A 25,802-nucleotide genomic window follows, 5' to 3' on the forward strand; every position below is an offset into this window, starting at 1 on the left:
TTTTTTGAAATACGGAAAATACAACGAGGCTTTCAATCCTGGATCATGTTCACTATACAAAATGACGCCGGGTTAACAATAGAAGCGGCCAGATTACGCCATTTTATACCAGCCCGTATGCGGTAAAGCGGCACAAAGGTCAGTCCTGAAAGGCTCCCGGATGCCGCAATCGTTCCGGCACAGGCTTCTAAGATGATTATATCATGCATGGAGTTGATGTTCTTCCATCCAATACACTTCCCGGATATTGATTTGCCTGCGGAGTTTGCGGGCCGTCTCCCTTGAAATTTTCCCCCGTTCAAACAGCGCCTGTACAGCATTTCGTTCGGCCTGAAAAGCCTTTTCCTGCAGCTCCCTTTCCATCTGGGTATACTTCAGGGATGCCTCCATATTTTTCGGCTTGTTCAAAATTCTGATAAACTTCCGGTATTCGCTAATGACAAGAAACGAAATTTCCCTGTTTTCCTCTGTCATCCCAGATTTAATGGCCCGGATCGCCGCTTCCCCCATTTCAATTTTAATTTGTCTGATTTTCGCATAGCGGTTAATCCGCTGTTTGCGACGTTTTTCCTTATTCGGGTAAAAGAGGAAAAGAAACCTGGTAGCGCCTTTCCGGAAAAGGGTCCATAAATTTAAAAACCTGAACTTCATTTTATCGGTAACGGCAATTTCCATCCGGTGAATATATTCAAGGAACAAAAAAGCCATCTCCTGGTCAATGCGTTTTGATTTCATCAAAGCATTAATATATTCCGTTTCCGCCTCCAGCGCCTTCATCCTGGTCTCCGTTTCAATCCGTTTGAATTCAAGTGAATCTATTTCACTTTCTTCCGCTTTCAATTGATGTAGCATATTTTGATAGTTGTCAATCACAGCCGCTGCCGCTTCCCGGTTCTCGTCATTCACTTCCTCACGCACAGACTGGATTGCCGCTTCCCCGATAAAGATTGAAGCATTTTTTTCCGCTTTCCGTTCTGAACGGTCTGCCTCATTTCCTTCCCGCCTCGCCAAAAGCGGCAGGAACACACTTGCGATCACAAGTGTCAACAGGATGACACCGGCCGCAATAAAAATCAGCAAAGAACGATCTGGAAAAGGCGCTCCGCTTGCAATGGTGTACGGAATAGAGAATGCGCCGGCCAGCGTGACCGCCCCCCGGACGCCAGATATCGTTGTAATCGCCGTATGCTTTAGGGAAGGCTTTGCAAGGCGCTGTTTTTTTGATTTCCATCCGGCCCACCACACGGCGTACACCCAGAGAAACCGGAGCAGCAAAAGGGCGGCCGTGACCACAATGATATACAAAATCACCGTGCCGTTATTAAAAGCCGAGCTTGTCCAAATTTCGCCGAGTACAGCCGGCATTTGCTGGCCCAAAAGAACGAAGACAAGGCCGTTTAAAATATAGGCTAAAACCGTCCACGTGCTGCGCGAAACGATCTGGTAGGAAAAATTCGGCGACTGTTCCCGTTCACGCTCAACAGCATGGACCATTCCGCCGGCGACAACCGCCAAAATGCCGGATAAATGAAAATGTTCCGCAGTAAGGTAAATGAAAAACGGAGTTAAAATTTGGATGAGCATATGGACCGTGACATCTTCCATCCCGAGGCGGCGAATCAGCACCCTGAAGCGGATAATGAAAAATGCCAGCAATGCCCCGCCTAAAAAGCCGCCGATCGAGATGAGCAAAAAACTGCCACTGGCTTCAGCAAGCGAAAACGACCCGGTGACCGCTGCCGCAATCGCAAATTTAAATGCAACAAGGCTGGATGCATCATTTAACAGCCCTTCTCCCTGCAGCAGGTTCATGATCACGCGCGAAATTTTTACCCGCTCGGAGATGGCGCTGACCGCTACAACATCGGTCGGGGATAGAATGGCGGCCAGGGCAAATGCGGCCGCAAGCGGGAGTGAGGGAATCATCAGATGGGTAATATACCCGACTGCAAACACCGTGACAAAAACAAGCCCGAGCGCAAGCAGCAAAATCGGATTCCGCAGCCTCCACATTGCTTCGCGGGATACGTTTCTTCCATCATGAAACAATAGTGGTGCGATAAATAACACGAAAAACAATTCCGGTTCAAGCGGGACATGCGCCCCAACCGGCACGGCTGCAAACGCAAGGCCGAGGGCAATTTGAATAAGCGGCACCGGAATAAATGGGATAAAATGATTTAAAATGTCGGAGATGCCAACAAGCAAAAGTAAGATCAATAAAATCAGAAACATGTTCATATGGAATATTTTCCCCTTATTCTCTTTGTCTTATGTCTTAAATCCACTAATACAACTATACCCAAATATCCGTAAAAAGCGTGTAAAAAAACGAGCTGTACCGAAATTTTTTGGCGAAGATGGCAATATCTTGATGATTTTATGTTAACGCGGACCGTCCGTTGCTTCAATCTTTTACCTGCTGAATTGGAAAATGGACAAACACTGGGCGAACCTGTTTTCGCAACAGAAGTCGGCACCAGTACAAGCGGTTTGGCTGGACCTGTTAAAAAATGTCGGAAATTGAAAAAAGACCGGTCAGCAATACCGGTCTTTTTTCGCTTTCCCATTAACTTTATATCCAAAATATCTTTCACTGCATTAACCGTTTTTCTGTGCAACAGGCCGTTTCCATATCCCGAGAATCAGGCCGGAAACAATGGCACCAATAATAATGGAGACAAGGAACAAGATCGCATGGTTGGCAAGGAATACAACGAAAATCCCGCCGTGCGGAGCCGGTATGTTAATATGCCAGAATTGCGTCAGCCCGCCGGCTATCGCCGAACCAACAATGCTTGAACCAAGGACACGGAGCGGATCGGATGCCGCAAACGGGATCGCTCCTTCCGTAATAAAGGACAGCCCGAGCACATAGTTTGTAATGCCTGCTTCTTTTTCCTGATCCGTAAATTTATTTCTGAAAAACGTGGTGGCAAGCGCAATCGCAAGCGGTGGAACCATCCCACCGGCCATTACGGCAGCCATCATCAGGCCGTTCGTGTTGCCGCTCGAAGTAAATACCCCGATCGCAAACGTGTAAGCCGCTTTGTTGAACGGGCCGCCCATATCGATCGCCATCATGCCGCCCAGAACAATACCAAGCAGAACGGCATTGCCCGTGCCAAGGTTATTCAAACCACCGATTAAACCGGTGTTAATCCATTTGAAAATCGGGTCAAAAATATAGTACATCAATCCGCCGGTAATCAGGAGGCCTAAAACCGGGAAAATCAAAATCGGCTTTAATCCATTCAGCGCCTGTGGCAGCCCTGCAAATACTTTTTTCAAAAAGACGATAATATACCCAGCAAGGAAACCAGCTGCGAGACCACCGAGGAAACCGGCATTCGAGCTAGACGCAAGATAGCCGCCGACCATACCAGGCAAGAGTGCTGGGCGGTCACCAATGCTCGATGCGATAAACCCGGCAAGAATCGCAATCAAGAAGTGGAATGCCCCTGTATCGCCGCCTGCAATCGCACTCAGCATTTTAAAAATCGTGTTATGTTCACCAGCTGTTCTTTCAATCAGGAACGAAATTGCAAGCAAAATCCCGCCGCCGACAACGAATGGCAGCATGTGCGAAATCCCATTCATCAAATCTTTGTAAATGGTTCCCCATACCGACTTTTTCTCCGCCGGCTCATCGTCATTAGTGCGCTCCGTGCTGTCTGCATGGTAAACAGGCGCATGCTGTTCCAGTACCCGGTTGATCAAATCTTCCGGCTGGCGGATCGCATCGCTGACAGGCGTTTGCAGCACGCGTTTGCCGTTAAAGCGCGCCATTTCAACTTTCTTATCGGCTGCGACAATGACCCCGACAGCACGGTTGATTTCATCTTTTGTCAGTTCGTGCTTAACACCTTCCGAGCCGTTTGTTTCCACCCGGATCGGAATGCCCATTTCTTCCGCTTTTTTCTTCAACGAATCTTCTGCCATATACGTATGGGCGATCCCGGTCGGACAGGCGGTAACAGCAACGATCAATTTGTCATCCGAACCATTGCCGGCAGCCGTTTCCGCTGCTTCTTTTCCTTCCTTTTCCGCTTGTTTTTCATCAAACAGCCTCGCCACTTCAGCCGGCGTTTCGGCTTGTTTTAATTGCTGTACAAACTCCTGGTCAATCAAAAGCCTCGACAATGCCGCCAACGTTTGCAAATGCGTATCTGCTGCGTCTTCAGGCGCTGCGATCATAAAGAATAAGTATGACGGCTGGCCATCCAGCGCCTCGTAATCAACGCCTTTTTTACTGCGCCCGAATACGACAGTTGCTTTATTGACCGCTTTTGTTTTTGCGTGCGGCATTGCGATTCCGTCGCCGATTCCTGTACTCGACTCCTGCTCGCGTTTTAAAATCATTTCTTTAAAAAGAACCGGGTCATTGATGCGGCCGCTTTTTGACAGGCTTGCAATCAATTCGTCAATTGCTTCTTCTTTTTTCGTCGCCTGCATATCCATAACCATGGTCTCCTGGACCAATAAATCGGTTATTTTCATTTTATTTCACTCCTTTTTCCAGTACAGAAAAACAATACCTCTTATCATGACATCCAAACCGGATGCCTGAGACAGCCATTTGTTATTTTGTTTCAACTGCGGGCTTTTATCATGGCGGAGGAAAAACTTTTTTATGCGCCGCTTTGCTCACATACCACCTTCGTTTTACTTAAAATGGAAGATTTTAAGGAATCCGGTAATTCATCCGTGATAATAGAAGCCTCCGAAATGTCAAACATTTTGCAAAAAGCTACTTCCTGAAATTTGCTGCTGTCTGCAAGCACATAACATTGTTCGGAAAGTTCTTTTGCCCGCCGCTTGATCAATGCTTCTTCCGGGTCCGGCGTGGTAAAGCCCATTTCAAGGTCTACGCCGTTTGCGCCGAGAAACGCTTTGTCAAACCGGAAACTGTTTAATGTCTGCATGGCGACACTGCCGATCACCGCCCTTGTCGTTCGTTTCATCATCCCGCCGAGAAGGTAAGATTTGATTTTTTTCTCGACAAGCGCCTCCACATGCGGGAGCCCGTTCGTGACAACGATTACATTATTCCCCTCTATATAAGGGATCATTTCAAGCGTTGTCGTTCCGGCGTCCAAATAAATGCAGTCATTGTCACTGATCATTTTTGCTGCCAATTGAGCGATGATTCTTTTCTGTTGAACGTTTTTGAGCGTTTTCGTATCCATATCCGGTTCTTCGCTTCTGCGTTGCAAAAGCGATGCGCCGCCATGGATGCGCCTGAGCAGATTCATCGCTTCCAGGTCCTGAAGATCGCGCCTGACCGTTGATTCTGAAGCATTAAGCAGGTTAACCAGCTCCTGCACTTTTACGATATGGTTTTCTTGCAAATGTTGCAAAATGATTTGATAGCGTTCTTCTGCTAACATCTTCATTCCTCCGTCTGATGTTATTTTATCACATACTTAATCATAATCAACCGTTTTCAATCAAAAAATATCATTTTTCTTCAAAACAAATCATATTTCTGTCACATTTTGTCGGGACAGCCCCATTTTACTTATTATCCCCCGAAAATTGAACGTTTTTGAAAAAGTATGGATGATGCGATGAAAAGGTTTTCTTTTTTGCAAAAATAAGTTATGATGGAGTTGTGTTTGTTATACTTTTCACAAAAAGAGGAGGCATTTTTATGACGAAAATCATTACCTCTCCAAGCAAGTTTATACAGGGCCCCGATGAATTGTCCAGGCTTTCGGCGTATACGGAAAGGCTTGGCAAAAAAGCGTTTATTATTGCGGATGAATTTGTCACCGGCCTTGTCGGCAAAACGGTTGAAGAAAGCTATGCCGGCAAAGAAACGGGGTATCAAATGGCATTATTCGGCGGCGAGTGTTCTAAACCAGAAATCGAACGGCTTTGTGATGCCTGCAAATCCCAGAAAGCTGATGTCATGGTCGGAATCGGCGGTGGAAAAACATTGGATACCGCAAAAGCAGTCGGGTATTACAACAACATCCCGGTGATTGTCGCGCCGACCATCGCTTCCACCGATGCCCCGACAAGCGCCCTGTCTGTCATCTACAAAGAGAACGGCGAGTTTGAAGAATACTTGATGCTGCCGCTGAACCCGACGTTTGTCATCATGGATACGAAAGTGATTGCCTCTGCCCCTGCCCGCCTGCTCGTTTCCGGCATGGGGGATGCGCTTGCGACGTATTTTGAAGCGCGTGCCACTAAGCGGGCAAATAAAACGACGATGGCCGGCGGACATGTTACGGAAGCGGCGATTACGCTTGCAAAACTTTGTTATGACACGCAAATTTTGGAAGGGTTAAAAGCGAAACTGGCAGCAGAAAAACATCTTGTTACGGAAGCAGTGGAAAAAATCATTGAAGCGAATACGTATTTGAGCGGGATCGGCTTTGAAAGCGGCGGCCTTGCTGCGGCACATGCGATCCATAACGGGCTTACCGTGCTTGAAGAAACCCATAGCATGTACCACGGCGAAAAAGTGGCATTCGGTACCCTCGCCCAGCTGATTTTAGAAGATGCGCCGAAAGCGGAAATTGAAGAGGTGGTCTCCTTCTGCCTGAGTGTCGGACTTCCCGTCACGCTCGGGGATTTGGGCGTGAAAGAACTCAATGAGGAAAAGCTCCGGAAAGTGGCTGAACTTTCCTGCGCGGAAGGCGAGACGATTTATAACATGCCGTTTGAAGTCACCCCTGACCTTGTGTATGCAGCAATCGTCACTGCTGATTCCGTAGGGCGGTATTATAAGGAAAAATGGGCATGATGGCAAAAAGGCTGCTCCCGGTTCCGGGACAGCCCTTTTTTGGAATTTCACTGTAATCCAGTTGTACAGATTTTTTCTTCCAGCTCGTCTTTTTCAGCTGCTGATAACAGGTTTTCAGCCATTGGAAACAGGACGTTTTCTTCTTTGAAAAAATGGCTTGTGAGCAGCTCATACATTTGAACGATATAGGAAGCAAGCATTTCGGCCTGGCCTTCATCCATGATTTTTGTGCCATTCAAGAAAATCTCAATATATTTTTCTGCTTCATCATGCTCGTATTCCATCACGGCGATCGGCCCGTTTTCGCGTCCAATGTAGCGGGCCATCATGGTAAACAGCACATTTTCTTCCCGTTCGGCATGGTGTTTCAGCTGTGCGGAAAAGGATTCAGTCCCTTTCCGCAGCGCGCCAAGGGCTTCTCGTTTATTTTCGAGTTCACCGTTTATCATCTGCTCTGCCGTTTCATACAATGCGCGTTTTAATCCATTCAAGTGCCCATGCTCATTTTTCAACTGGTTGAGGCCTGCGCACAATGCAACATCAGCCCCGCTGCTAATCATGGCACAATGTGGCATTTCCATGTTAATTCCGTTACAGAAAACTTATAAAAAGTTATAATTTATTACAACTTTTATGTTTCCTTACTTCTTCATCGTGTCTGCTTTCACATCTATCTATTCAACAGATCGCTACTTGCATTTGGTGTAACACTCCAAAGTCGTAAATTCCCGACTAACGAATCGGTATAACCAACGCATTTTTTTAAAAGGACGCTGTACCTTTGCGCATATATTAACATAAATTTCAGGCCCCCCGCAACCCATGCGATGGCTTTTCTGCTGTTCTTTGGTGTGCTTATCATTTTAAGTTTTCCGCAGCAAGAACACAACTTAGAACTTGGAAACCTGAAAACATTGTTGTTGAACAGATTCAGCTAAATGTTTATTTTTCATCATACCTTTTACATTCAAATCTTCTAAAACAATAAACATTGGTTTTCTGTTTACGATTTCAGAAGTGATTTGATGTATGTAGTTATGACGAATATTCGTTAGTCTTCGTGAAACTTTTAAAAGTTGCTTTTCACTTTTTATAATGTTGCGTGTTTTCTATAACGACTACCCTCCTTATTCATTTGATAATAAATTATAAAATCAACAAAAATTTTAATAACTTTTTATAAGTTATTAAAAACTGTTTAAGCCCCCTCTTTCTTTGAGATTTCCTTTATTTTATACAAGATGGCGTAAAAATGGCGTGATACAGATCATAGTTTGCAAATTTGTCTTATTTGGCAGAATCCGTTCAGGGCGGCCCAAACTGTTTTAAAAAAGACAGCCTGCCTGTAAGATGCATCACGAAAAGCCAAAAGCCGAACCGTTAAAACTATTTTAGAATGGGGCTAATCCAATTGAAGAAAAAGAAGCAGGAAAAGGGACAGGAAGATTTTGGAAGTGTGATGTTTTACTGTAAACGTTGCAACAAGACTTTTGATATGGAATGGGAAACGATTTGGGATATGCAGGAGTTGACGCACGGCTATGTCGGGTATCATTTGTATGATACCTATATTTGTTGCCCGGATTGCGGCGAACTCGCTAAGGCACTGGAAGAGCCCGGCCCGAATCCATTTTAAAGAAGGGTGCCTGCCTTCTGCCGGCGGGCACCCTTCTTTTTACGACAACACCAGTTTCTCAATTGCATAGGCGACGCCGTGTTCGTTGTTCGTGCGCGTTTCGAAATCGGCAATCGCCTTTACTTTCGGGACGGCATTGCCCATCGCCACCCCGCAGCCGGCGTATTCAATCATGGTCAGGTCATTTTCATTATCGCCGATACAAACCACTTCCTCGCGGCGGATGCCGAGATGGCTGGCAAGGAGTTTCACAGCATTGCCTTTGCTCGCATCTTTATGCAAAATTTCATAATAAAACGGCATGCTTCTGACCATCGTGTACTTCTCCTGCACCCAGTCCGGAATCGCTTCAATCGTCCGGCTCAGCTTCTCCGGCTCGTCAATAAACATCACTTTCGGAATCACCATATCCCGCGGCAGCTCTTCTAACGTCCGGTAATGCACCGGCATCTGCGTCAAATAAGATTCCACAACCGTATAAGGACTGAGATCCCGGTTCGGCGTATACAAATGTTCCGGGTCAAAAAAATGCATCGGCGTTTTCAGTTCGAGGCTGAGCCCGTACAGCCGCACCAAATCGCCGTAACCAATCGACCGTTCCGCGACAACCCCGTTCGTATGCGTATTTTGCACGAGCGCGCCGTTATAGGCAATGACATAATCATCTTCTTCATTCAGCAATAAATCTTCAAGAAAGCGGCGGACGCCCCCGATCGGCCGCCCCGTGCACAGCACGATTTTGACGCCTTTCTTTTTCGCTTTATGTAAAGCTTCCCGGACTTCCGGAGTGACTTCATACTGGTCGTTTAAAAGCGTTCCGTCCATATCAATGGCAATCAATTTATACATATTTTTCTGCTCCTTGGTGATGAAAAAATTTCATATGGTTTTATCATAATACACTCAGCCGGTAAAATCCATTTATGTAAAATCATTTACAAATCATGCATCGCCCAAACTTATTTTTTTAATAAATGCCGGATGGAAAAAACGGGATGGTACAAAAGCATCCACGGGCCGGAAAAACGCATGACCGCCCTGATTTTTTCACGGTAATCTTTCCGGTAGCAATGGACCTTGCAGTTGGAACACGCGCTTTTTTCCTCGCCAAACCGGCAATAGGAAAGCCTTTTTAAGCAATAGTTTTGTAAATCGAGGCATTCTTCGCAAAGCGTCTTGCGGTGGTGTTTTTTCCGGCAGTAAATGGCAATCATTTGTGACACGGTTTCCTTTTCTTTTTGGATGACCGGCCCGTTGTTTAATTCCCTTTTTGGCATGGCGATCGACCTCCTGTTTTCACCATACCACAGCCACAGAAAAGCAATTTTAACGATTTTTCTACAATGCACACAAAAATGCCGTAAAGAACAAAAGCCTTTACGGCATTTCTATGTCCCTTTTAAAAAACGGTAAAAAATGGGAGCCACCTTCTGTGAACTACCCTCCACTTATCAACCTTACGGTTTGATTGAAGTGGGGGCTTCTCGACTTATCGTTGCTTTTACTAGCCAACGAAAACTGACCGAGCTAACCCTCTTGTTCCAAGAGTTTTGTTACTTATGATAACGCTAATAAGCGTAATCCCTCATTTTTGATATTGATTGCTGAATTGTGATCGCGATCTAATACAAAGCCGCAAGAACATTTATATACACGTTCAGATAATGGCATTTCTTTTTCCTTGCCGCAACATGAACACTTCTTAGTGGAGGGAAACCACTTATCAATTTTCACAAGTTGTTTCCCTTGTTCTTTTAGCTTATACGCTAAGAAAGTAGTGAACATCCCCCAGCCGTTATCATGAACGCTTTTCCCAAAGTGAAGGGCTTGAGACATCCCTTTCATGTTCAAGTCCTCAATCACGACAGCATCAAAGTTAGAAGCTAATTCTTTTGACTTATGATGAAGAAAATTCATGCGTTGGTTCGCCACTTTCTCATGTAACTTAGCCACTACTAGTCGTTGCTTGTTCCAACGTGCAGAACCTTTCTTTCTTCGAGAAAGAATTCGTTGTGCTTTTGCTAATTTATCTAAGGCTTGCCGATAGTAACGTGGGTAATTGGCTTTCTTACCCTGTTCACTCTCGACATATAGACCATCCATAGCAAAATCCAAACCAACAACTTTCTGTATTTTAACTGGACGAATATCTTTCTCATATTCTGTCAAAATTGAAATGTAGTATTTGCCTGTCTTTGTTTTAGAAATAGTGCAAGATTTGATTTTATAATCAGCAGGTATCTCTCTATGCTGTTTCATTTTTATTGGCTTTTTGATTTTTGGCAGTTTGATATGACCATTTTCTAGCTTAATATTTCCGTTGACCATATTAGTTGTATAGGATTGTTTTGCTTTACGATTTTTGAACTTTGGAAAATCCGCATTTCCTTCAAAGAAATTCTTATAAGCAGTCTGTAAGTTCATTTGTGCATTTGCCAAAGCTAAAGAATCCACTTCTTTTAGGAATGGAAATTCACTTTTATATTTTGCAGGAGTCGGAAACTTTTGCTTTTTAAGCAATTCTTTATCATCCTTGAACTTTTCATACGTTTCTTTGCGTTCAGCTAACATCTTATTGTAGACAAAGCGAACACAACCAAATGTCTTAGCTAATAATGCGGATTGTTCTTTGTTTGGTAACAAACGAAACTTGAAAGCTTTGTTTTGCTTGGCCATATCAATTCACCTCACTTTGTGCGGAAAAATTTCGTATATATTGATTATATCGTAAAAAATCCGTACAATCAATATGAGGTGATAATCATGAGAGAAGAGAAAGAACGTGTAGAAATTCGTATGCCTAAGACGATATTAGAAAAATTGGAGCAATATCAAAAAGAAAATGGGATTCCAACTAGAACAGCCGCAATCTTAGAATTGTTGAGAAAAGGATTGGAAAAATAACTTTGGCTAAAGCCAACCGAAATTCATCTCCCACCTACTCATTGGTGCTATTCGCACCTTCACATTCCTTGAGGATGGGAGACTTCTTTCGGAAAGCCGTTAAAAAAGATTATTCCCGGTTCCCTGATTTCATTTTTACCCGCATCACCCAGTCATCGAGGCCGATTGTCTGAGCCGGCGGGACTTCCATGCTTTCGACTTGATCCATATTGGCAACGGAGACAGAGGAGTAAAGATTTTCTGTTTTGGCATCTGTCAATTGAAAGGAAAATTCCATGAGCGGAGTTCCGGCGGTAATGTGATCGCCTTCTTTGACCATGATCACAAATTCTTCACTTTCCATAGCGGCTTCTTCTGTATTGAGGCGAATTGTAATTTCAAGCCCCTGGTCTGTCAATATACTGATGGCGTTATCTTCCGGAGAAATATGCGTAATTCTTCCTGCTGCGGGCGAATGCACCCTTCCTTCAAGCGGCTGGATGGCAATGCCCTTACCTGGCTGGCCCGTATCTTTGCACGGAATCATATTGCCGGCTATCGGGGAGACAAGTGTAACCACTTTCGAATTTTTTCTTTTCAGCCAGTTGAACATCTCGCAACACCTCCTTTAGTCAGTAAAATCTGTATTTTTCACTTCTATTATACACCTATTTTCGAACACTGTCTTGTTCGGCGTCAGGAAACTTTACATCTTTTTGGAAAAACTTCTTATTCTATTATATGTTCGGACAAGCGAAAAGGGCCCGCGCCGGACCCTTTTCGAAAAATTTTTTACCGGTCCATGCCGCTGTGATGTAAGTGCTGCGGCCGGTTGCTCCGGTTAAAGGTTGATTTTCTTCTGCGTGCAAAGTAACGCTCCTTCCGCGCATGGAAACTTTGCTCAATTTCTTCAAGCGACCGACCCTTCGTTTCTGGTACGAATTTTTTTACAAACAGGATGGAGAGGATGCCAAACCCGGTAAAAATGAAGAATGTTGCCGACAGGCCGATTGCGTTTAACAAAACCGGAAACAACAGACCGACAAGGAAATTCGTCATAAATAGACAGAAAATCGAAATCCCCATCGCAAGTCCTCTTAAATGGATCGGGTAAATTTCCGACTGCATGAGCCATGTTACCGGAGACACGCCGCCTTGCTGGGAAGCGAGAAACAGGACGGTCAGGCTTAAAATGATAAACGGCAGGGCCGGACTGTTTTTTAACGTGATGGAAAAAATTCCGATCAAAAGCAACGCGGTGCTTGTCCCTGCAAGCCCTGTGATCAGCATTTTTCTTCTGCCGACTCTGTCCAAAAGTGCAATACCTGCAAAAGTTGCAAGAACGGAAATCAAACCGTTGGCAATATTTCCAATCAGGGCTGCGCCTGTCGAAAACCCGGATTTCTTTAAAATTTCCGTCCCGTAATACATAATGGAGTTCACGCCAGTCAGCTGCTGGATCATTGCGATGCCGACACCGATCAAAATGATGCGGCGGACAAATGGAAGTTTTAAATCTTTCAAAGTTGCCTTTTTCATTTTGGCATCTTCTTCGACCGTTTGGCGGATCTCATTCAACTCCATTTGCGCCCGTTTTTCCTTGCGTATTTTCCGCAAAACATCAAGCGCGATCGCAAATTTGCCTTTTGCCGCGAGCCAGCGTGGGCTTTCCGGCACAATTAGCATGCCGAGCCATAAAACGACAGCCGGCAATGTTGCGATTGCCAACATGTATCTCCAAATGTTTCCGGCTTCCCCGAACGTGTTGGCCAGTATTGCATTAAAAATATAAGCAAATAATTGTCCGGTGACAATCATCAGTTCATTTTGTGTAACGATCCGTCCGCGGTGTTCAGCAGGTGACAATTCTGCCAAAAAGGCCGGGACTGTGACGGATGTCGCGCCAACGGCAAGGCCCAAAATCATCCGGAAAGTAACCATAGTGGCCACATTCGGCGCCATCGAACAGCCAAGCGTGGCGATGACGAAAATAAAAGCGACGCTTAAGATCGTTTTCCGGCGCCCTTTCCGGTCAGAAAGTCTTCCGCCGAACACGGCGCCGAATGCTGCCCCTAAAAGCAAAGTACTTGTGACAAGCCCTTGTGTAAACGGCGTTAAATCAAGTTGATCGGCCCTTGACATGAATGGCAGTGCCCCGTTGACAACGCCAGTATCATAGCCGTATAGTAAACCGCCAAACGTAGAGATAATTGTAATCAGACGTAGAAAAGTTTTTTTGGAAAATGATTTTTTTCTTGTTCCCGCTTCTTCGGTACGGACTGAAACACGCCTGCCCTCGTCTCCATCATCTTTTCCTCTCATTACGCTCATTCCTTTCCTATCTTGTGATCTTCATATATTGTTAAAATACTTTTTCAGCATATAATTGCTGTACCCTATACCTACCCTGTTTGTTCGTTTTTTTAAACGTAAAAAAACCCGCTCCGCTTTGGATAAAATCCAAAATACGGGCGAGCTCGCTGTTACGCCGTTCTGTTTGCTTTTTTGATCTGTTTACTGCGGAGCTGGCCGCATGCAGCATCGATGTCTGTGCCGTGTTCCTGGCGCACAACGCAGTTGATGCCATTTTTTTTGAGCGTATCGTAAAATGTCATAATCGATTCTTTTTCGCTTCTTTGATAACCGTGCTCATTAACAGGGTTGTACGGAATGAGATTGACATAGGCAAGATGACGCTTGTCCTGCAGCAGTTTTGCAAGCTGCAGCGCTTCTTCCTTATGGTCGTTGACATCTTTCAGCAAAATATATTCGAACGTGATTCTGCGATTTGTTTTTTCTAAATAATAATCGATGGCAGGCATCAGTTTTTCAAGTGGGTACGCGCGGTTAATTTTCATGATGCGCGACCGCAGTTCATTATTCGGCGCATGCAGGGAAATGGCCAAATTCACCTGTAGGTCAAGATCAGCGAACGCATAAATTTTCGGTGCAAGGCCGCTTGTGGAAACGGTGATATGGCGCGCACCGATCGCCAGTCCCTTTGGCGCATTGATAATTTTAAGGAAGTTCACCACATTCTCAAAGTTATCGAACGGTTCTCCGATCCCCATGACAACAACATGGCTGACCCGTTCGCCCTTTCCGGCTTCATCAAAATGTTTTTGAACGTACATAATCTGCTCGACAATTTCCCCGCTTTCAAGATCGCGGTTTTTGCGGAGCAGGCCGCTCGCACAGAAGGAACAGCCGATATTGCAGCCAACCTGGGTCGTCACGCAAACCGACAAACCATAATGCTGGCGCATCAAAACCGTTTCAATTAAATTGCCGTCCTTCAGCTGGAACAAAAATTTTACCGTGCCGTCCTTTGATTCCTGTTTCACCACTTGTTTTAACGTGTGAATATGGAAATGTTCTTCGAGTAACGCAAGGCAGTCTTTATTGACATTCGTCATCTCTGCAAAGCTTTTCACTCTTTTTTGGTACAACCATTCCCACACTTGTTGGGCGCGGAATTTTTTCTGTCCGTGTTCAAGCATCCAGCCGGTCAATTGATCTATCGTCAATCCAAAAATGGATTTCTTTTCCATTCTACCCCTCTTTTCTGGCGTTTTTCGCATAATTCCTATTGTAATCGAATTTGCCGCCGATTTCCACAGGCAGATGTTGCAAAATGGGCCGCAGCGAAAGCAGGAATTCTGGCGGCAGGGAACGAATATAGTTTAGATAACTACATTTTTTCAGGGAGAGACAGACATGGGCACAAAAACATTATTCCTGCCATACCGATGGACCGTTGTCATTCACGAATCATACCATTTGTACACAAATCAGGAAGACCAGTATGCCTTTGCCGTGCTGGATGGCGAACTGGATACGGTGGTTGCTTTCTCTGTTCGTGATGCATCCGTTCAGGTGTCAAACTGCGGATACGATGTGAATTTGGACATCAACGTGGAGACGCGCTTAATCACAATCGGGCACGAACCGGAAAGAGAATAGCTTTTTTAGGGTGCTTTTAAAAATTTGAAAGCGCTAATGTATGAAAAAGGGGCAGCCCGCTATATTGTTAGCAGCATGCAAAGTGTTTCGGTTTCGCCCGTTTTCCGGCTATTCTCACCAAGAAGCCGCATGGCGAGAAAAACTTGCATGGAAACGCCCGGCCTATCGAGCGGGCAAAAATCCCCACGCATCCAGACAAACGAGCGTAAAAATGCCGCAGGAGTGTTGGATTTTCCCATCCGTCCATAAAAATTCAAAGAATCCGCACGCCATCAACGGGCCGTGCGGATTTTACCAAAGCTCTTTTTTTCTGTTTTGCTCTTCTTCCAAAAAGTGGATAAAATGGAGGAAAATATTCGTCGGTTCTTTTTCAATTAGTGCCGCATAGCGTTTTTTCACCGAGTCCGGGACAATACTGCTTTTTTCAATCCGTTTTTTCATATAGGAAAAACTGAGTTTCGTAATTTCTTTTCTCAAAACCCGCGCTTCCTGCGACAGCGCCATGCCGAACGCCCCGGCAACCGCACAGAAAAGGAGGAGCGGAATCGAGCGGTCCTCCGCCGGCATCACGAGAAGCAACAAAAACAAATTGAGCGCTGCCACAAAGATCAGCGGTTTGGACCAAAATGCATACTGGTTAGCTTTTTTCAGTTTCGGGGCGATCATTTCCCCTAATTTCTCCATTTCAAACCGGACAAACCCCGGCATTTCGTTCAAATTAATGATCAAATGGATCCCTTCCCATCCGTTTCATTTAAGGCCGCTTTTAAAAAATCTTCAGGGATTCGAAGCTTTTCAGCGTCTATAATCAGTTGGTGCACGCTGTTTTCACTGTTCCGCTTTTTGACTTCCTTCATTTCTTTTTGGATGTTCTCCATTTTTACATCGAGCTGTGCTGCCTGCATTGCTGCTTCTTTCAGTTCTTCCTTCAAATGTTGCGGCACATCCTCATCGTATTTATAGTATATTTTATGCTCCAGGCTTGCCCAAAAGTCCATGGCGATTGTCCGGATCTGAATCTCAACATACACTTCTTCCGACCTGTCCGACATGAAAACCGGAATTTTGATGATCATATGGAGGCTTTGGTAGCCGTTCGGTTTCGGATTTTGAATGTAATCCTTGCACTCAATTAACTTTACATCTTTTTGTTGCTGGATCATTTTGCTGATCTCATATATGTCTGAAATAAACGAACATGTAATCCGAATGCCGGCAATATCGCGGATGTTTTCACGAATCGAATCAAGCGATAATGCACAACCCTTCCGATATGCTTTGTTCAAAATGCTTTCCGGTGACTTTAGGCGCGATTTTACATGCTCAATCGGATTGTAGTCATGGACGTACTGGAATTCTTCTTTTAAAATATCAATTTTTGTCATCACTTCATGGAGCGCGAATTTATACGACATCATAAACCGCGTCAGCTCTGTTTTGACTTCTTTCATCTGCTCAAAATCTATCGGGATGGCAACTTCCATTTTTGTCTCTCCTTCAAATTTGCAATGCAAATCCGTTATCCCCATCTTAAATGCAGGAGGGGGTTTTGTCAAAGAATCGCATTGCCCGCCTTATGTATATCAGGAGGGATCATGGCGGTTTTATTCGCTGTTTACCCGCTATCCAAAAAGATGAATCAAAAAACGATAAATTTTCCTTAAAATGCGTTTGTTTTTTTGCAATATTTGTAATATCATAATCTTGTAAAAGGCACCATAATGACAGATCGGTTACATCTATATCATCAACTAATAAAAAGGAAGCGTTAAAATGACAAATGCAAATGTATACTCTTCTCTACCGGGGCCGCTTTCGAAAGAACTGCTGGAAAGAAGGGAAAAAGCTGTTCCCCGCGGTGTCAGCAACGGCATTCCGGCTTTTGCAAAAGAAGCAAAAGGCGCGCTTGTTACAGATGTGGACGGCAATACGTATATTGATTTTGCCGGCGCAATCGGCACGCTGAATGTCGGGCATAACCACCCGAAAGTTGTCGCAGCTGTCAAAGAACAGCTTGAACGTTTTATCCATACCGGCTTTAACGTCATGATGTATGAACCTTATATTGAACTGGCTGAAAAATTGGCAGCGCTCGCTCCGGGGAATGCGGAGAAAAAGGTCATCCTTTTAAACAGCGGGGCAGAAGCCGTCGAAAATGCCGTTAAAATTGCCCGCAAATATACGAAGCGGCCGGCCATTATCAGCTTTACCCGCGGCTTTCACGGCAGAACGTTAATGACGATGTCGATGACAAGCAAAGTGAAGCCGTATAAATACGAATTCGGCCCGTTCGCTTCTGAAGTTTATAAGGCGCCTTACCCTTATGCTTACCGGAAACCCGGCAATTTGACCGATGAAGAATATGAAGACTATATGATCCAAGAGTTCCGGAATTTCTTTCAAAACGATGTTGCCGCTGAAACGGTTGCGGCTGTGGTCATGGAACCAGTACAGGGAGAAGGCGGATTCATTGTGCCAGGCAAAAAATTTGTAAAAGCGGTTTATGACTTCTGCCAGGAAAACGGCATTTTGTTCGTATCGGACGAAATACAGGCAGGATTCAGTCGGACCGGGCGCTATTTTGCCATTGAGCATTTTGATGTTGTGCCGGATTTGATGACCATTTCGAAATCTCTTGCAGCAGGCGTCCCGTTAAGCGGGGTAATCGGACGGAGCGACATAATGGATGCGGCAAATCCGGGTGAACTTGGCGGGACTTATGCCGGAAGCCCGCTTGGATGCGCAGCCGCCCTTGCCGTACTGGACATCATTGAATCTGAAAAATTAAACGAACGGGCGGAAAAAATCGGGAGACATGTGCTTGATACGTTCCGCAGCTGGCAGAAGGAGTTTACCTTTATCGGGGATGTGCGCGGACTTGGCGCCATGTGTGCATTTGAAGTCGTAAAAGACAAAACGACAAAAGAACCGGATAAAGCATTGACAAAGCGGATTGTGAAAGAAGCCAACAAGCGGGGGCTGCTTCTTTTGGATGCCGGGATTTTCGGCAATGTCATCCGCATTCTGATGCCCATTGTCATTACAGACGACCAGCTGCAGGAAGGCCTGGATATTTTAAAACAGTCCATTGCCGCTGCCGCAAGCGTAGAGGAAGAAGTAACTTTATTATGACATTGAAAGTGGCGCCCGGTTTTTTCGTAAATCTCTGACATCCATACAGCGTGGGCGTGCAAAATAGACTTTAAAATGGGAGACAAGTGGCCGGTTTTTCGTGAATCTCTGACATGCATACAGTGCGAGGTTCGTTTTTTTCTTGATGGCCATTTTTTAGAACAGGCTTTTAAGGCATCCGTTTTTTCGTGAAAACTTGATGAAGGCTGCCCCACGTTTCATGGCCATTGGGGCAGCCGCCTAGTTCCTATGTTTTTCCACAAAAAAGCAATGCCCGGACCGTTCATACCGGCCCGGGCTATTTTTTATTTTACCTTTAATGGTTCCAGCTGTTTTAAAATTTCTTCCAGTTCTGCATCTGCCTGGATCAGCGCGGCAGCTGTATAGGCACTTTCGACAAAGGCGGTGTCCATCAGTCGGATGTACTTATCCGACATTTCCATTGCCATTTCCAAATTCATTTTGGCGCTGCCGAGGTCATAAAAAGCAAACAGATCATCCGCTTTATTTTCAGCTATGGCGGCATTAATTTTGTCAAAGCTCGTGCCAACACCGCCGTCATCGGTCCCGCCCGCATACGTAATGGAAACGTCTTTGGCCGCTTCCTTTAACAATGTGGCAAGGCCGGCTGCGATTTCAGGTATATGAGAAACAATAACAATACCGACTGGTTTTTTACTCATCCAGAATCCCGCCTTCCAACAAAGCTTCAAACAAATAGCTGCTCGACACCGCTCCTGGATCAAGATGGCCGATGGAACGCTCGCCAAGATAAGATGCGCGCCCTTTTGTCGCTTTCATCTCTTTTGTCGCCTCCACGGCAGATTGAATGGTTTCTTTTGTCAGCGATCCGGACGCGAGTGCTTCACAGGCTGGCATCCAGACATCGACCATCGTTTTCTCACCTTTTTCCGCTTTCCCGCGTTTTTGGATGCCTTCAAGCCCGGCTTTTACAATTGCCGCAACATCTTGTTCATTTTCCCCTGCCTGTTTTGCCATCGCAATCAGCGCCGATCCATACAGCGGCCCCGAGGCACCCCCGACTTTTCCAAGCAACGCCATCGCCGCTGTTTTCAGGACGTCCTGGACCGTAGCAAAACCGCCAGCTGCTAGTTTTTCTTCCATAGCCGCCACACCGCGCGCCATGTTCGAACCGTGGTCGCCATCTCCGATCGCACTGTCCAGTTCGCTCAAATAGGCTTTGTTTTCATTGATTTTTTCTGCAAAACGATGCAGCCAGTCTGTTGCTGTTTCTGCTGTTAACATATTTCCGCCTCCTTACACCCATGCCGGAACGGACACCGGCCGTTTTAAAAATTTAAGCCACGCCTCATCTTCCAGTTTTACAAGCGTGAGGGAAAGGCCGGCCATATCAATGGACGTCATCAAATTGCCCACTTTTCTAAACGGAACGGTAAGGCCTTCCCGGTCAAGCAGGGCATGCACATCCTTGGTAAAAATATACTGTTCCATAAGCGGTGTAGCCCCAAACCCATTGACAAGGAGCGCAAACCGGTCCCCTTCTTTCCAGTTGAACGCATTTTTCAGCCGGGTAACGAGTTCTTCCGCGATCGCTTTTGACGACTTGATTTTTTCCCGCCGGTAACCCGGTTCCCCGTGAATGCCGACACCGTATTCCATTTCATCTTCTTGAAGGACAAAACCCGGCTTTCCGACTTCTGGAACCGTTGCCGGCGAAATCGCGACGCCGATTGTCTTCACATTGGGTACAAGCCGTTCAGCCAACGCCTTGATTTCCTGAAGTGTCTGCCCTTCTGCTGCTGCCGCGCCCAGAATTTTATGAACAAGGACGGTACCGGCAACACCGCGCTTTCCTGCTGTATACGTGCTATCTTCTACCGCGATGTCATCGTCAACCACGATCTTATCCACCTGAATATCTTCCATTTCAGCTAATTCCTGGGCCATGTCAAAATTCATAACATCCCCTGTATAATTTTTCACAATCATAAACACACCGGCTCCCTGGTCGGCTTTTTTGATCGCTTCAAAAATCTGGTCCGGCGTCGGCGAGGTAAACACTTCACCGCAAACCGCCGCAGACAGCATCCCTTCCCCGACAAAACCGGCATGGCTCGGTTCATGCCCGCTGCCGCCGCCGCTAATGAGCGCTACTTTTCCTTCATCCCGGAAAGTACGATAAATGACGCCTGTCTCTTCCAAACGTTTTACTGTTCCTTCATGGGCATACACAAATCCATCCAGCATCTCATCGACGACTTTTCCAGGGTCGTTTATAATTTTCTTCATGGCGTATCCCTCCGCATCCTTATGTTCTTTTTTGCCCGGCATAACACCTTCTAAAACACCACTTTTATTATACCGCTTCCATCGTGAAAAAAAATCATTTTTCATGCCATGCCAGCAATCACGGATGTCAATTGTTTCAATCATATCTGAGATTGTTTTCGATCACTTTTTTATATAGGGCTTGTTGAACGAATCCAATTCTGAGTTTGCACCCAAATTGTCAGTAGGCTCTAGAAGAAGCCATTTTTGAAAATGCGTGATTCTGCCTTCTCTATACATTGATTCAGCTTTCAAGTGCAAGCTTTTCCCTGGATTTTTTATAAAACCCTTGCATTTAAATTTTTGCCAAAGCTGTCAGCATTCTTGCCAAATTTAGGAATTTTGCTTATTTAGCAAGCCCTATATATAAGCTGAACTAAACATTATTACTTCTTTATGTGTTGCCAAAAGCAATGTCTATCCCGATCGTAATTGATTTTGGCACGAAAAACTTAAGTTCATATTATATGGTTTTTAGCACTTTTATGCATATGTGCACACACGCGGTAAAGTATTAAAAATTTTTGTTGACTATAATCTGAATGTTTTATATAATCATACGCAAACAGACAAGCATCGGCGCTTATCCGGCAGCGTCAGCAGCGAGGTCAAAACAAAATGGGGGCTTCCAATAATGAAAGATTTCTTTAGCAAACTGTTAAACGGAATGAGCATAGGCATTGTCGTTTCTCTGATCCCAAACGCCTTACTCGGGGAGATATTGAAACTGATTATCCCGCATGCGCCTTATTTGCAGCATGTTGTTGATGCAACCGTTATCATCATGAGCATGCTGCCTGTATTGATTGGCGTTATGGTCGGCATTACCTTTCAATTGACACCGATCCAAATTGCAAGTGTCGGCATTGCCGCAATGGTTGGGAGCGGCGCGATCCAGAAAACGGCTGCCGGTGCATTTGCTTTAAACGGGATCGGGATTGTCATCAATACAGGGATTACAGCGGCATTGGCGGTTTTATTCGTCAAGTGGGTCGGAACAAGGTTAAAGGCTTATTCCATCCTCCTGGTCCCGACATTGAGTATTTTAATACCGGGCATGATCGGACTTACAATTTTGCCATTTATTAAAGCGGCTACCGGGCTGGTCGGCGTCGGGGTGGCACATGTGACAAGCATGCAGCCTGTCGTAATGGGCGCCATTATTGCCGTCATTTTTTGCCTGATTATTTTATCGCCGATTTCAACAGTCGGCGTAGCAACCGTTATTATGCTTTCAGGTGTCAGTTCAGGGGCGGCAAATCTTGGCATTTGTGCCGCCGGGGTCGGGCTTGCCATCGCCAGCTATAAAGCCAACTCGCTCGGTACCGCCCTTGCCCATGTACTTGGCTCGCCGAAAATTCAGATGCGAAACTTCTTTATGAAACCGAAAATTGCTTTCCCGATGCTCATCACTGCTGCCGTTCTCGGTGCGCTCGCCGGCGTCTTTCATATTCAGGGCACGCCTTACAGTGCAGGATTCGGGTTGTCGGGCTTAGTCGGCCCGCTCAATTTCATGCATCTTGCTGAAGGCGGCTGGACTGCGAAAAATATTGCCATTATGCTGAGCACTTTCTTTGTGCTGCCGTTTATCTTAAATGTCGGATTCATTTATGTTTTTTCAAAAAAATTAAAGATGATCAAATCGGAAGACTATCAGCTTAATTTCGAATAGCAAAAAACACTGCAGCCCTCCGGATCAGGGTTGCAGTGTTTTTTTCATCGGACGGAAATTCCGGGACTTCAGAGGTTCGGCCGGCGCGATATAGCAGCATGCGACAATTACGTTTGTGCAAAATGAAATCGAACGCCTTCACTGACTTCGCCCCCCCTGGCATCATAAAGGCGGATATATAAATAATGGAGAAGGGTAAAATGTTCTTCCGCCCTCCGCATGAACATACTCGAAGTTCAATTTGGGTATACCAAAGCGAAAATAGGTTAATTTAGCCTTAATCAAAATATTTTTTGGCAGATCATTGTGGCCATGCTGGACAACAAGCACCTTTCATGCCGGCCGTTTTTTTCTGTGCTATATTTGAACATACAGTGGACTCACCAAAGACAGGAGTGTAAAGGAATGAATACCATCATTGAAACGATTCTCAATCACCGGTCGATCCGCCATTATGAAGACCGGCCGCTATCTGATGAACAAATCCGCCTGATTGTGGAATCCGCGCAGGCAGCCGCCACTTCTCATTTTGTCCAGGCCTATACGATTCTCGGCATTCAGGATCCCGGGCGGAAGCAAAAGCTAGCAGAACTGACCGGGAACCGACATGTCGGAACATGCGGCCATCTGCTCATTTTCTGTGCCGATCTCCATAAACATGAACTTGCGGCACAAATGGAAGGCGTAGAGGCGCAAGATACACTTGAGACAACGGAAAAATTTATGGTCGCGCTCATCGACACTGCACTGGCTGCGCAAAATGCCGCGCTCGCTGCGGAATCGATGGGGCTTGGCATTTGTTATGTCGGAGGCTTGCGCAACAGGCTGCCAGAAGTGGCCGAACTTTTGAAAATCCCGCAATATGTCCTTCCGCTATTTGCAATGACAATCGGCTATCCGGCCGATCCGTCTGCGAAAAAACCACGCATGGCGGCTGAGCATGTTTATTTTGAAGATGAATATCCGGATGATGAACGTCTTTTGCGCGATCTGAAGGAATACAATGAAACGGTTTCGCAATATTATACAAAACGCACAAACGGAAAAAGGAACGATACCTGGACAGGCCAAATGGCACAATTTTTTAAAGAACCGTCGCGCGTTTTTATGAAGGAATTTGTAGAACGACAAGGGTTTGATAAAAAGTAAGCTGAATAGGGGATCCGTCCGCGCATTTTCCTCTTCTTTCGGCCCATCGCGGAGCACAAGTTAAATAGAACGACATGTTCAAATATGGATATTCAGCGCTTCGGCAACCATCCCGGGACACATATTAAACAGAACGGCGAGATACTACGATGAGTGGTGTCCCGCCGTTTTTTGCATTTTGCTTTGGTGTGAAATGAGGGTGGATCTGTCATCCGGCGATTCCATTTTTTTGTATATCAATATTCCTTTTTTTCTGCTAAAATAGAATAAATGCTTTAGCACTGAAAAGCGTTTATCTAAAACAGAAAAGTGAGATTGATAGAAATGGAAAAAAACCAACATCATTTGCAAAAAGGCTTATCACCAAGGCATGTCCAGTTCATCGCATTGGCCGGGATGATCGGAACCGGCATTTTTAAAGGCAGCTCCGATACCGTCAGCCTTGCCGGCCCAAGTGTTGCCGTTTCTTACCTGATCGGCGGCGTACTTTTATTCATTGTCATGTCAGCGCTTGGGGAAATGGCGCTCGTCCACCCCGGCCTCAACGTCCAAAATCTGATCCACAAAGCGTTCGGCAGCCGGGTTTCTTTCATTATTGGCTGGCTGTACTGGATCAACTGGGTCATTGTGACAGTTGTGGAACTGCTTGCAGCCGGGAGCTTCCTGCAATTCTGGATTCCCCACGCGCCATTGTGGCTGCTCAGTTTGCTCTGTGCTGCTTTCATGGTCGGCATCAATTTAATTGAAGTGAAGTACTACGGCGAATTTGAATTTTGGATTGCCGGCATTAAAATTATCACGTTGATCGTTTTTATCCTGCTTGGTGCGCTGATTTTATTCGGTTTATTCCCCGGGACATCTTCCACGCTGTCCAACTATACCGCGCACGGCGGCTTTTTTCCGAACGGGCTTCACGGTACGTTCAATGCTTTTCTGATCGTTATGTTTTCATACGGCGGGGCGGAACTGATCGGCGTTACCGTTTCGGAAACAAAAGACAGCGAGAAAGTGTTGCCGCGTGTGATTAAACAGACCGTTATTCGTGTCATGCTTTTTTATATTTTGCCAATCCTGGTCATTTGTGGCATTGTCCCGTGGAATCAGGTTTCTTCCGTGGAAAGCCCGTTTGTACAGGTATTCAGCCGCACAGGGATCCCCGCTGCCGCCCATGTGATGAATTTTGTGCTCTTGACGGCCGTTCTTTCTGCCGCCAATTCCGGCATTTATGCCACTTCACGCACACTGTTTAACATGGCACAGTCCGGAGAAGCGCCGCACGCCTTTTTAAAAATTTCCCGGAAAGGCGTCCCGCTCATTAGTATTTTGCTGACCTCACTGTTTATTTTAGCCGGCGTGATTCTGGCCTATCTTACGCCGAATGAGGTCATCAGCTATTTGATGACCATCCCGGGATTTACCGTCGTCCTTGTTTGGATCGCCATCTGCGCAGCCGAACTGCGGCTCCGGAAGTCGTATGCAAAATTGCCTTCCTTCCGTGTAAAAGGGTATCCTTTCATGGTCTGGATTGCGCTGCTTGCACTGGCAGGCATTTTCCTGTCCTTTTTGCTGGGCGGCGGAAACCCGATTGGAATAAGCGTCTGCCTTGCTATTTTAATCGTGCTCGTCGTCCTGTCACTGAGAATCAAAGGAAAGGAATAGGCTCCAGCCGGCTGTGTTGATAAAACCGGTCTTTTGGGCAGGGAGAGGACAGAAATACAACTGCGCGATAAGCGAGCACAAACAAGCGGTGTTGATAAAACCGGTTCCCTTGGCGGTGAGAGGACAGACACGGTGTGCACGGCGTGTCAAACTGCCAGAATGGGCGGCACGCCAACCCGTTTGGACTCTTTTTCGTTTTGTGAAGCAAATGAAAGCGGCCATGATGCCCCGCCTGGTTCTGAACCTGCTTTAAAAAAACCAATCAGCGTAAAGAAAAAAAACTCCCGACAGAGCGTGATCTGATAGGGAGTTTTTTTCTTTATCCCTCCATTCGGATAAATCCGATAAAAAAACTTGCAATAATTATATTGACTTCCATTTATTTTCTGATAAAATTTTAAACAACAAATAACTTATCAAGAGCGACGGAGGGATCTGGCCCGATGAAGTCCGGCAACCTGCAGCGAGCAGCAAGGTGCCAATTCCAGCAAAATGGGTACCATTTTGAAAGATAAGCGCTTATCCTTTACTCGCTGTCTTTCCGTAAAAATGGCGGAAAGTTTTTTATTTCTGCAAGGCCGGCCGTTTGAACCAGGATAGGCCCTGATGCGTATAATTCCTCTACATCAGGATGAATTAAA

23 protein-coding genes and 1 riboswitch are annotated in these 25,802 nt (G+C 45.6%); of the genes, 8 read left to right on the forward strand and 15 right to left on the reverse strand.

All coding sequences use genetic code 11. The features are described 5' to 3' along the window. Positions 1-201: 201 nt before the first annotated feature. The 3 genes from NST70_RS13985 to NST70_RS13995 form a co-directional block, all read right to left on the reverse strand. The gene (locus tag NST70_RS13985; RefSeq protein ID WP_017552107.1) at positions 202-2,241 is read right to left on the reverse strand and encodes a Na+/H+ antiporter; all 2,040 of its coding nucleotides are present in this window, start codon (positions 2,239-2,241) and stop codon (positions 202-204) included. A 360-nt stretch (positions 2,242-2,601) separates the two neighbouring features. Beyond that, entirely contained in the window at positions 2,602-4,500 is a 1,899-nt protein-coding gene (locus tag NST70_RS13990) for a fructose-specific PTS transporter subunit EIIC (protein ID WP_061577458.1), read from the reverse strand. A gap of 131 nt (positions 4,501-4,631) precedes the next feature. Further along, the gene (locus tag NST70_RS13995) at positions 4,632-5,390 is read right to left on the reverse strand and encodes a DeoR/GlpR family DNA-binding transcription regulator (RefSeq protein WP_026684581.1); all 759 of its coding nucleotides are present in this window, start codon (positions 5,388-5,390) and stop codon (positions 4,632-4,634) included. A gap of 263 nt (positions 5,391-5,653) precedes the next feature. On the opposite strand from NST70_RS13995, the gene NST70_RS14000 reads away from it, so the two are divergent. Further along, a complete protein-coding gene (locus NST70_RS14000; RefSeq protein WP_019722107.1) occupies positions 5,654-6,757 on the forward strand; it encodes a glycerol dehydrogenase in 1,104 nt (367 codons plus the stop codon). Positions 6,758-6,804: 47 nt separating this feature from the next. Here NST70_RS14000 and NST70_RS14005 read toward each other — a convergent pair whose 3' ends face one another. Continuing rightward, positions 6,805-7,338, reverse strand: coding sequence for a hemerythrin domain-containing protein (locus NST70_RS14005; RefSeq protein WP_026684580.1), 534 nt, complete (start codon positions 7,336-7,338; stop codon positions 6,805-6,807). 830 nt (positions 7,339-8,168) lie between these two features. On the opposite strand from NST70_RS14005, the gene NST70_RS14010 reads away from it, so the two are divergent. Next, complete coding sequence (locus NST70_RS14010; RefSeq protein WP_026684579.1) at positions 8,169-8,393, forward strand: hypothetical protein; 225 nt, start codon at positions 8,169-8,171, stop codon at positions 8,391-8,393. 39 nt (positions 8,394-8,432) lie between these two features. Here NST70_RS14010 and yidA read toward each other — a convergent pair whose 3' ends face one another. The 3 genes from yidA to NST70_RS14025 form a co-directional block, all read right to left on the reverse strand. Then, complete coding sequence (gene yidA / locus NST70_RS14015) at positions 8,433-9,242, reverse strand: sugar-phosphatase (protein WP_342475381.1); 810 nt, start codon at positions 9,240-9,242, stop codon at positions 8,433-8,435. Between the two features lie 110 nt (positions 9,243-9,352). Then, complete coding sequence (locus tag NST70_RS14020; RefSeq protein ID WP_013860417.1) at positions 9,353-9,670, reverse strand: nitrous oxide-stimulated promoter family protein; 318 nt, start codon at positions 9,668-9,670, stop codon at positions 9,353-9,355. A gap of 280 nt (positions 9,671-9,950) precedes the next feature. After that, entirely contained in the window at positions 9,951-11,069 is a 1,119-nt protein-coding gene (locus tag NST70_RS14025) for an RNA-guided endonuclease TnpB family protein (protein ID WP_014095882.1), read from the reverse strand. Positions 11,070-11,156: 87 nt separating this feature from the next. Here NST70_RS14025 and NST70_RS14030 point away from each other — a divergent pair, with 87 nt between their 5' ends. Then, positions 11,157-11,297 carry a ribbon-helix-helix protein, CopG family gene (locus NST70_RS14030; protein WP_003352379.1) on the forward strand — a complete coding sequence of 47 codons (141 nt, stop codon included), beginning with the start codon at positions 11,157-11,159 and terminating at the stop codon, positions 11,295-11,297. Positions 11,298-11,406: 109 nt separating this feature from the next. Here NST70_RS14030 and NST70_RS14035 read toward each other — a convergent pair whose 3' ends face one another. The 3 genes from NST70_RS14035 to rlmN form a co-directional block, all read right to left on the reverse strand. After that, positions 11,407-11,889, reverse strand: a complete 483-nt coding sequence (locus NST70_RS14035; protein WP_026684843.1) for a PTS glucose transporter subunit IIA — start codon at positions 11,887-11,889, stop codon at positions 11,407-11,409. Between the two features lie 179 nt (positions 11,890-12,068). Further along, on the reverse strand, positions 12,069-13,598 hold the full coding sequence (locus tag NST70_RS14040) for a sugar porter family MFS transporter (RefSeq protein ID WP_017552114.1): 1,530 nt from the start codon (positions 13,596-13,598) through the stop codon (positions 12,069-12,071). A gap of 161 nt (positions 13,599-13,759) precedes the next feature. Further along, positions 13,760-14,827, reverse strand: a complete 1,068-nt coding sequence (gene rlmN / locus NST70_RS14045) for a 23S rRNA (adenine(2503)-C(2))-methyltransferase RlmN (RefSeq protein WP_014097179.1) — start codon at positions 14,825-14,827, stop codon at positions 13,760-13,762. Between the two features lie 166 nt (positions 14,828-14,993). Here rlmN and NST70_RS14050 point away from each other — a divergent pair, with 166 nt between their 5' ends. Beyond that, entirely contained in the window at positions 14,994-15,239 is a 246-nt protein-coding gene (locus NST70_RS14050) for a hypothetical protein (protein WP_014097178.1), read from the forward strand. A 291-nt stretch (positions 15,240-15,530) separates the two neighbouring features. Here the strand turns inward: NST70_RS14050 and NST70_RS14055 are convergent, their stop codons facing one another. Both NST70_RS14055 and NST70_RS14060 read right to left on the reverse strand, forming a co-directional pair. Then, a complete protein-coding gene (locus tag NST70_RS14055; protein ID WP_014097177.1) occupies positions 15,531-15,968 on the reverse strand; it encodes a YwnF family protein in 438 nt (145 codons plus the stop codon). After that, positions 15,965-16,723, reverse strand: a complete 759-nt coding sequence (locus NST70_RS14060) for a GTP pyrophosphokinase family protein (RefSeq protein WP_285958661.1) — start codon at positions 16,721-16,723, stop codon at positions 15,965-15,967. The genes NST70_RS14055 and NST70_RS14060 overlap by 4 nt, the downstream gene beginning before the upstream one ends. A 289-nt stretch (positions 16,724-17,012) precedes the next feature. Here NST70_RS14060 and gabT point away from each other — a divergent pair, with 289 nt between their 5' ends. Next, the gene (gene gabT, locus NST70_RS14065; RefSeq protein WP_251460513.1) at positions 17,013-18,371 is read left to right on the forward strand and encodes a 4-aminobutyrate--2-oxoglutarate transaminase; all 1,359 of its coding nucleotides are present in this window, start codon (positions 17,013-17,015) and stop codon (positions 18,369-18,371) included. A gap of 305 nt (positions 18,372-18,676) precedes the next feature. Here the strand turns inward: gabT and dhaM are convergent, their stop codons facing one another. The 3 genes from dhaM to dhaK are packed head-to-tail and all read right to left on the reverse strand — an operon-like array spanning position 18,677 to position 20,642. Continuing rightward, positions 18,677-19,054, reverse strand: coding sequence for a dihydroxyacetone kinase phosphoryl donor subunit DhaM (dhaM, locus tag NST70_RS14070; RefSeq protein ID WP_017553523.1), 378 nt, complete (start codon positions 19,052-19,054; stop codon positions 18,677-18,679). Further along, on the reverse strand, positions 19,047-19,637 hold the full coding sequence (dhaL, locus tag NST70_RS14075) for a dihydroxyacetone kinase subunit DhaL (RefSeq protein ID WP_017551247.1): 591 nt from the start codon (positions 19,635-19,637) through the stop codon (positions 19,047-19,049). Before dhaL ends, dhaM begins: the two co-directional genes overlap by 8 nt. 12 nt (positions 19,638-19,649) lie before the next feature. Further along, positions 19,650-20,642 (reverse strand): dihydroxyacetone kinase subunit DhaK, encoded by a 993-nt coding sequence (dhaK, locus tag NST70_RS14080; RefSeq protein WP_035188672.1) that lies wholly within the window; start codon positions 20,640-20,642, stop codon positions 19,650-19,652. 673 nt (positions 20,643-21,315) lie between these two features. On the opposite strand from dhaK, the gene NST70_RS14085 reads away from it, so the two are divergent. From NST70_RS14085 to NST70_RS14095, 3 genes are all read left to right on the forward strand, one after another. Next, positions 21,316-22,353 carry a PTS sugar transporter subunit IIC gene (locus tag NST70_RS14085; protein ID WP_035183640.1) on the forward strand — a complete coding sequence of 346 codons (1,038 nt, stop codon included), beginning with the start codon at positions 21,316-21,318 and terminating at the stop codon, positions 22,351-22,353. Between the two features lie 405 nt (positions 22,354-22,758). Next, positions 22,759-23,502 (forward strand): oxygen-insensitive NADPH nitroreductase, encoded by a 744-nt coding sequence (nfsA, locus tag NST70_RS14090; protein ID WP_061577450.1) that lies wholly within the window; start codon positions 22,759-22,761, stop codon positions 23,500-23,502. Positions 23,503-23,826: 324 nt separating this feature from the next. After that, positions 23,827-25,161, forward strand: coding sequence for an amino acid permease (locus NST70_RS14095; protein ID WP_061577449.1), 1,335 nt, complete (start codon positions 23,827-23,829; stop codon positions 25,159-25,161). Positions 25,162-25,571: 410 nt separating this feature from the next. After that, positions 25,572-25,679: riboswitch (SAM riboswitch) on the forward strand. The last annotated feature ends 123 nt before the right edge of the window (positions 25,680-25,802 follow it).

Origin of the sequence: Weizmannia sp. FSL K6-0777 (assembly GCF_038593185.1) — a bacterium.
GTDB lineage: Bacteria > Bacillota > Bacilli > Bacillales > Bacillaceae_C > Weizmannia > Weizmannia faecalis.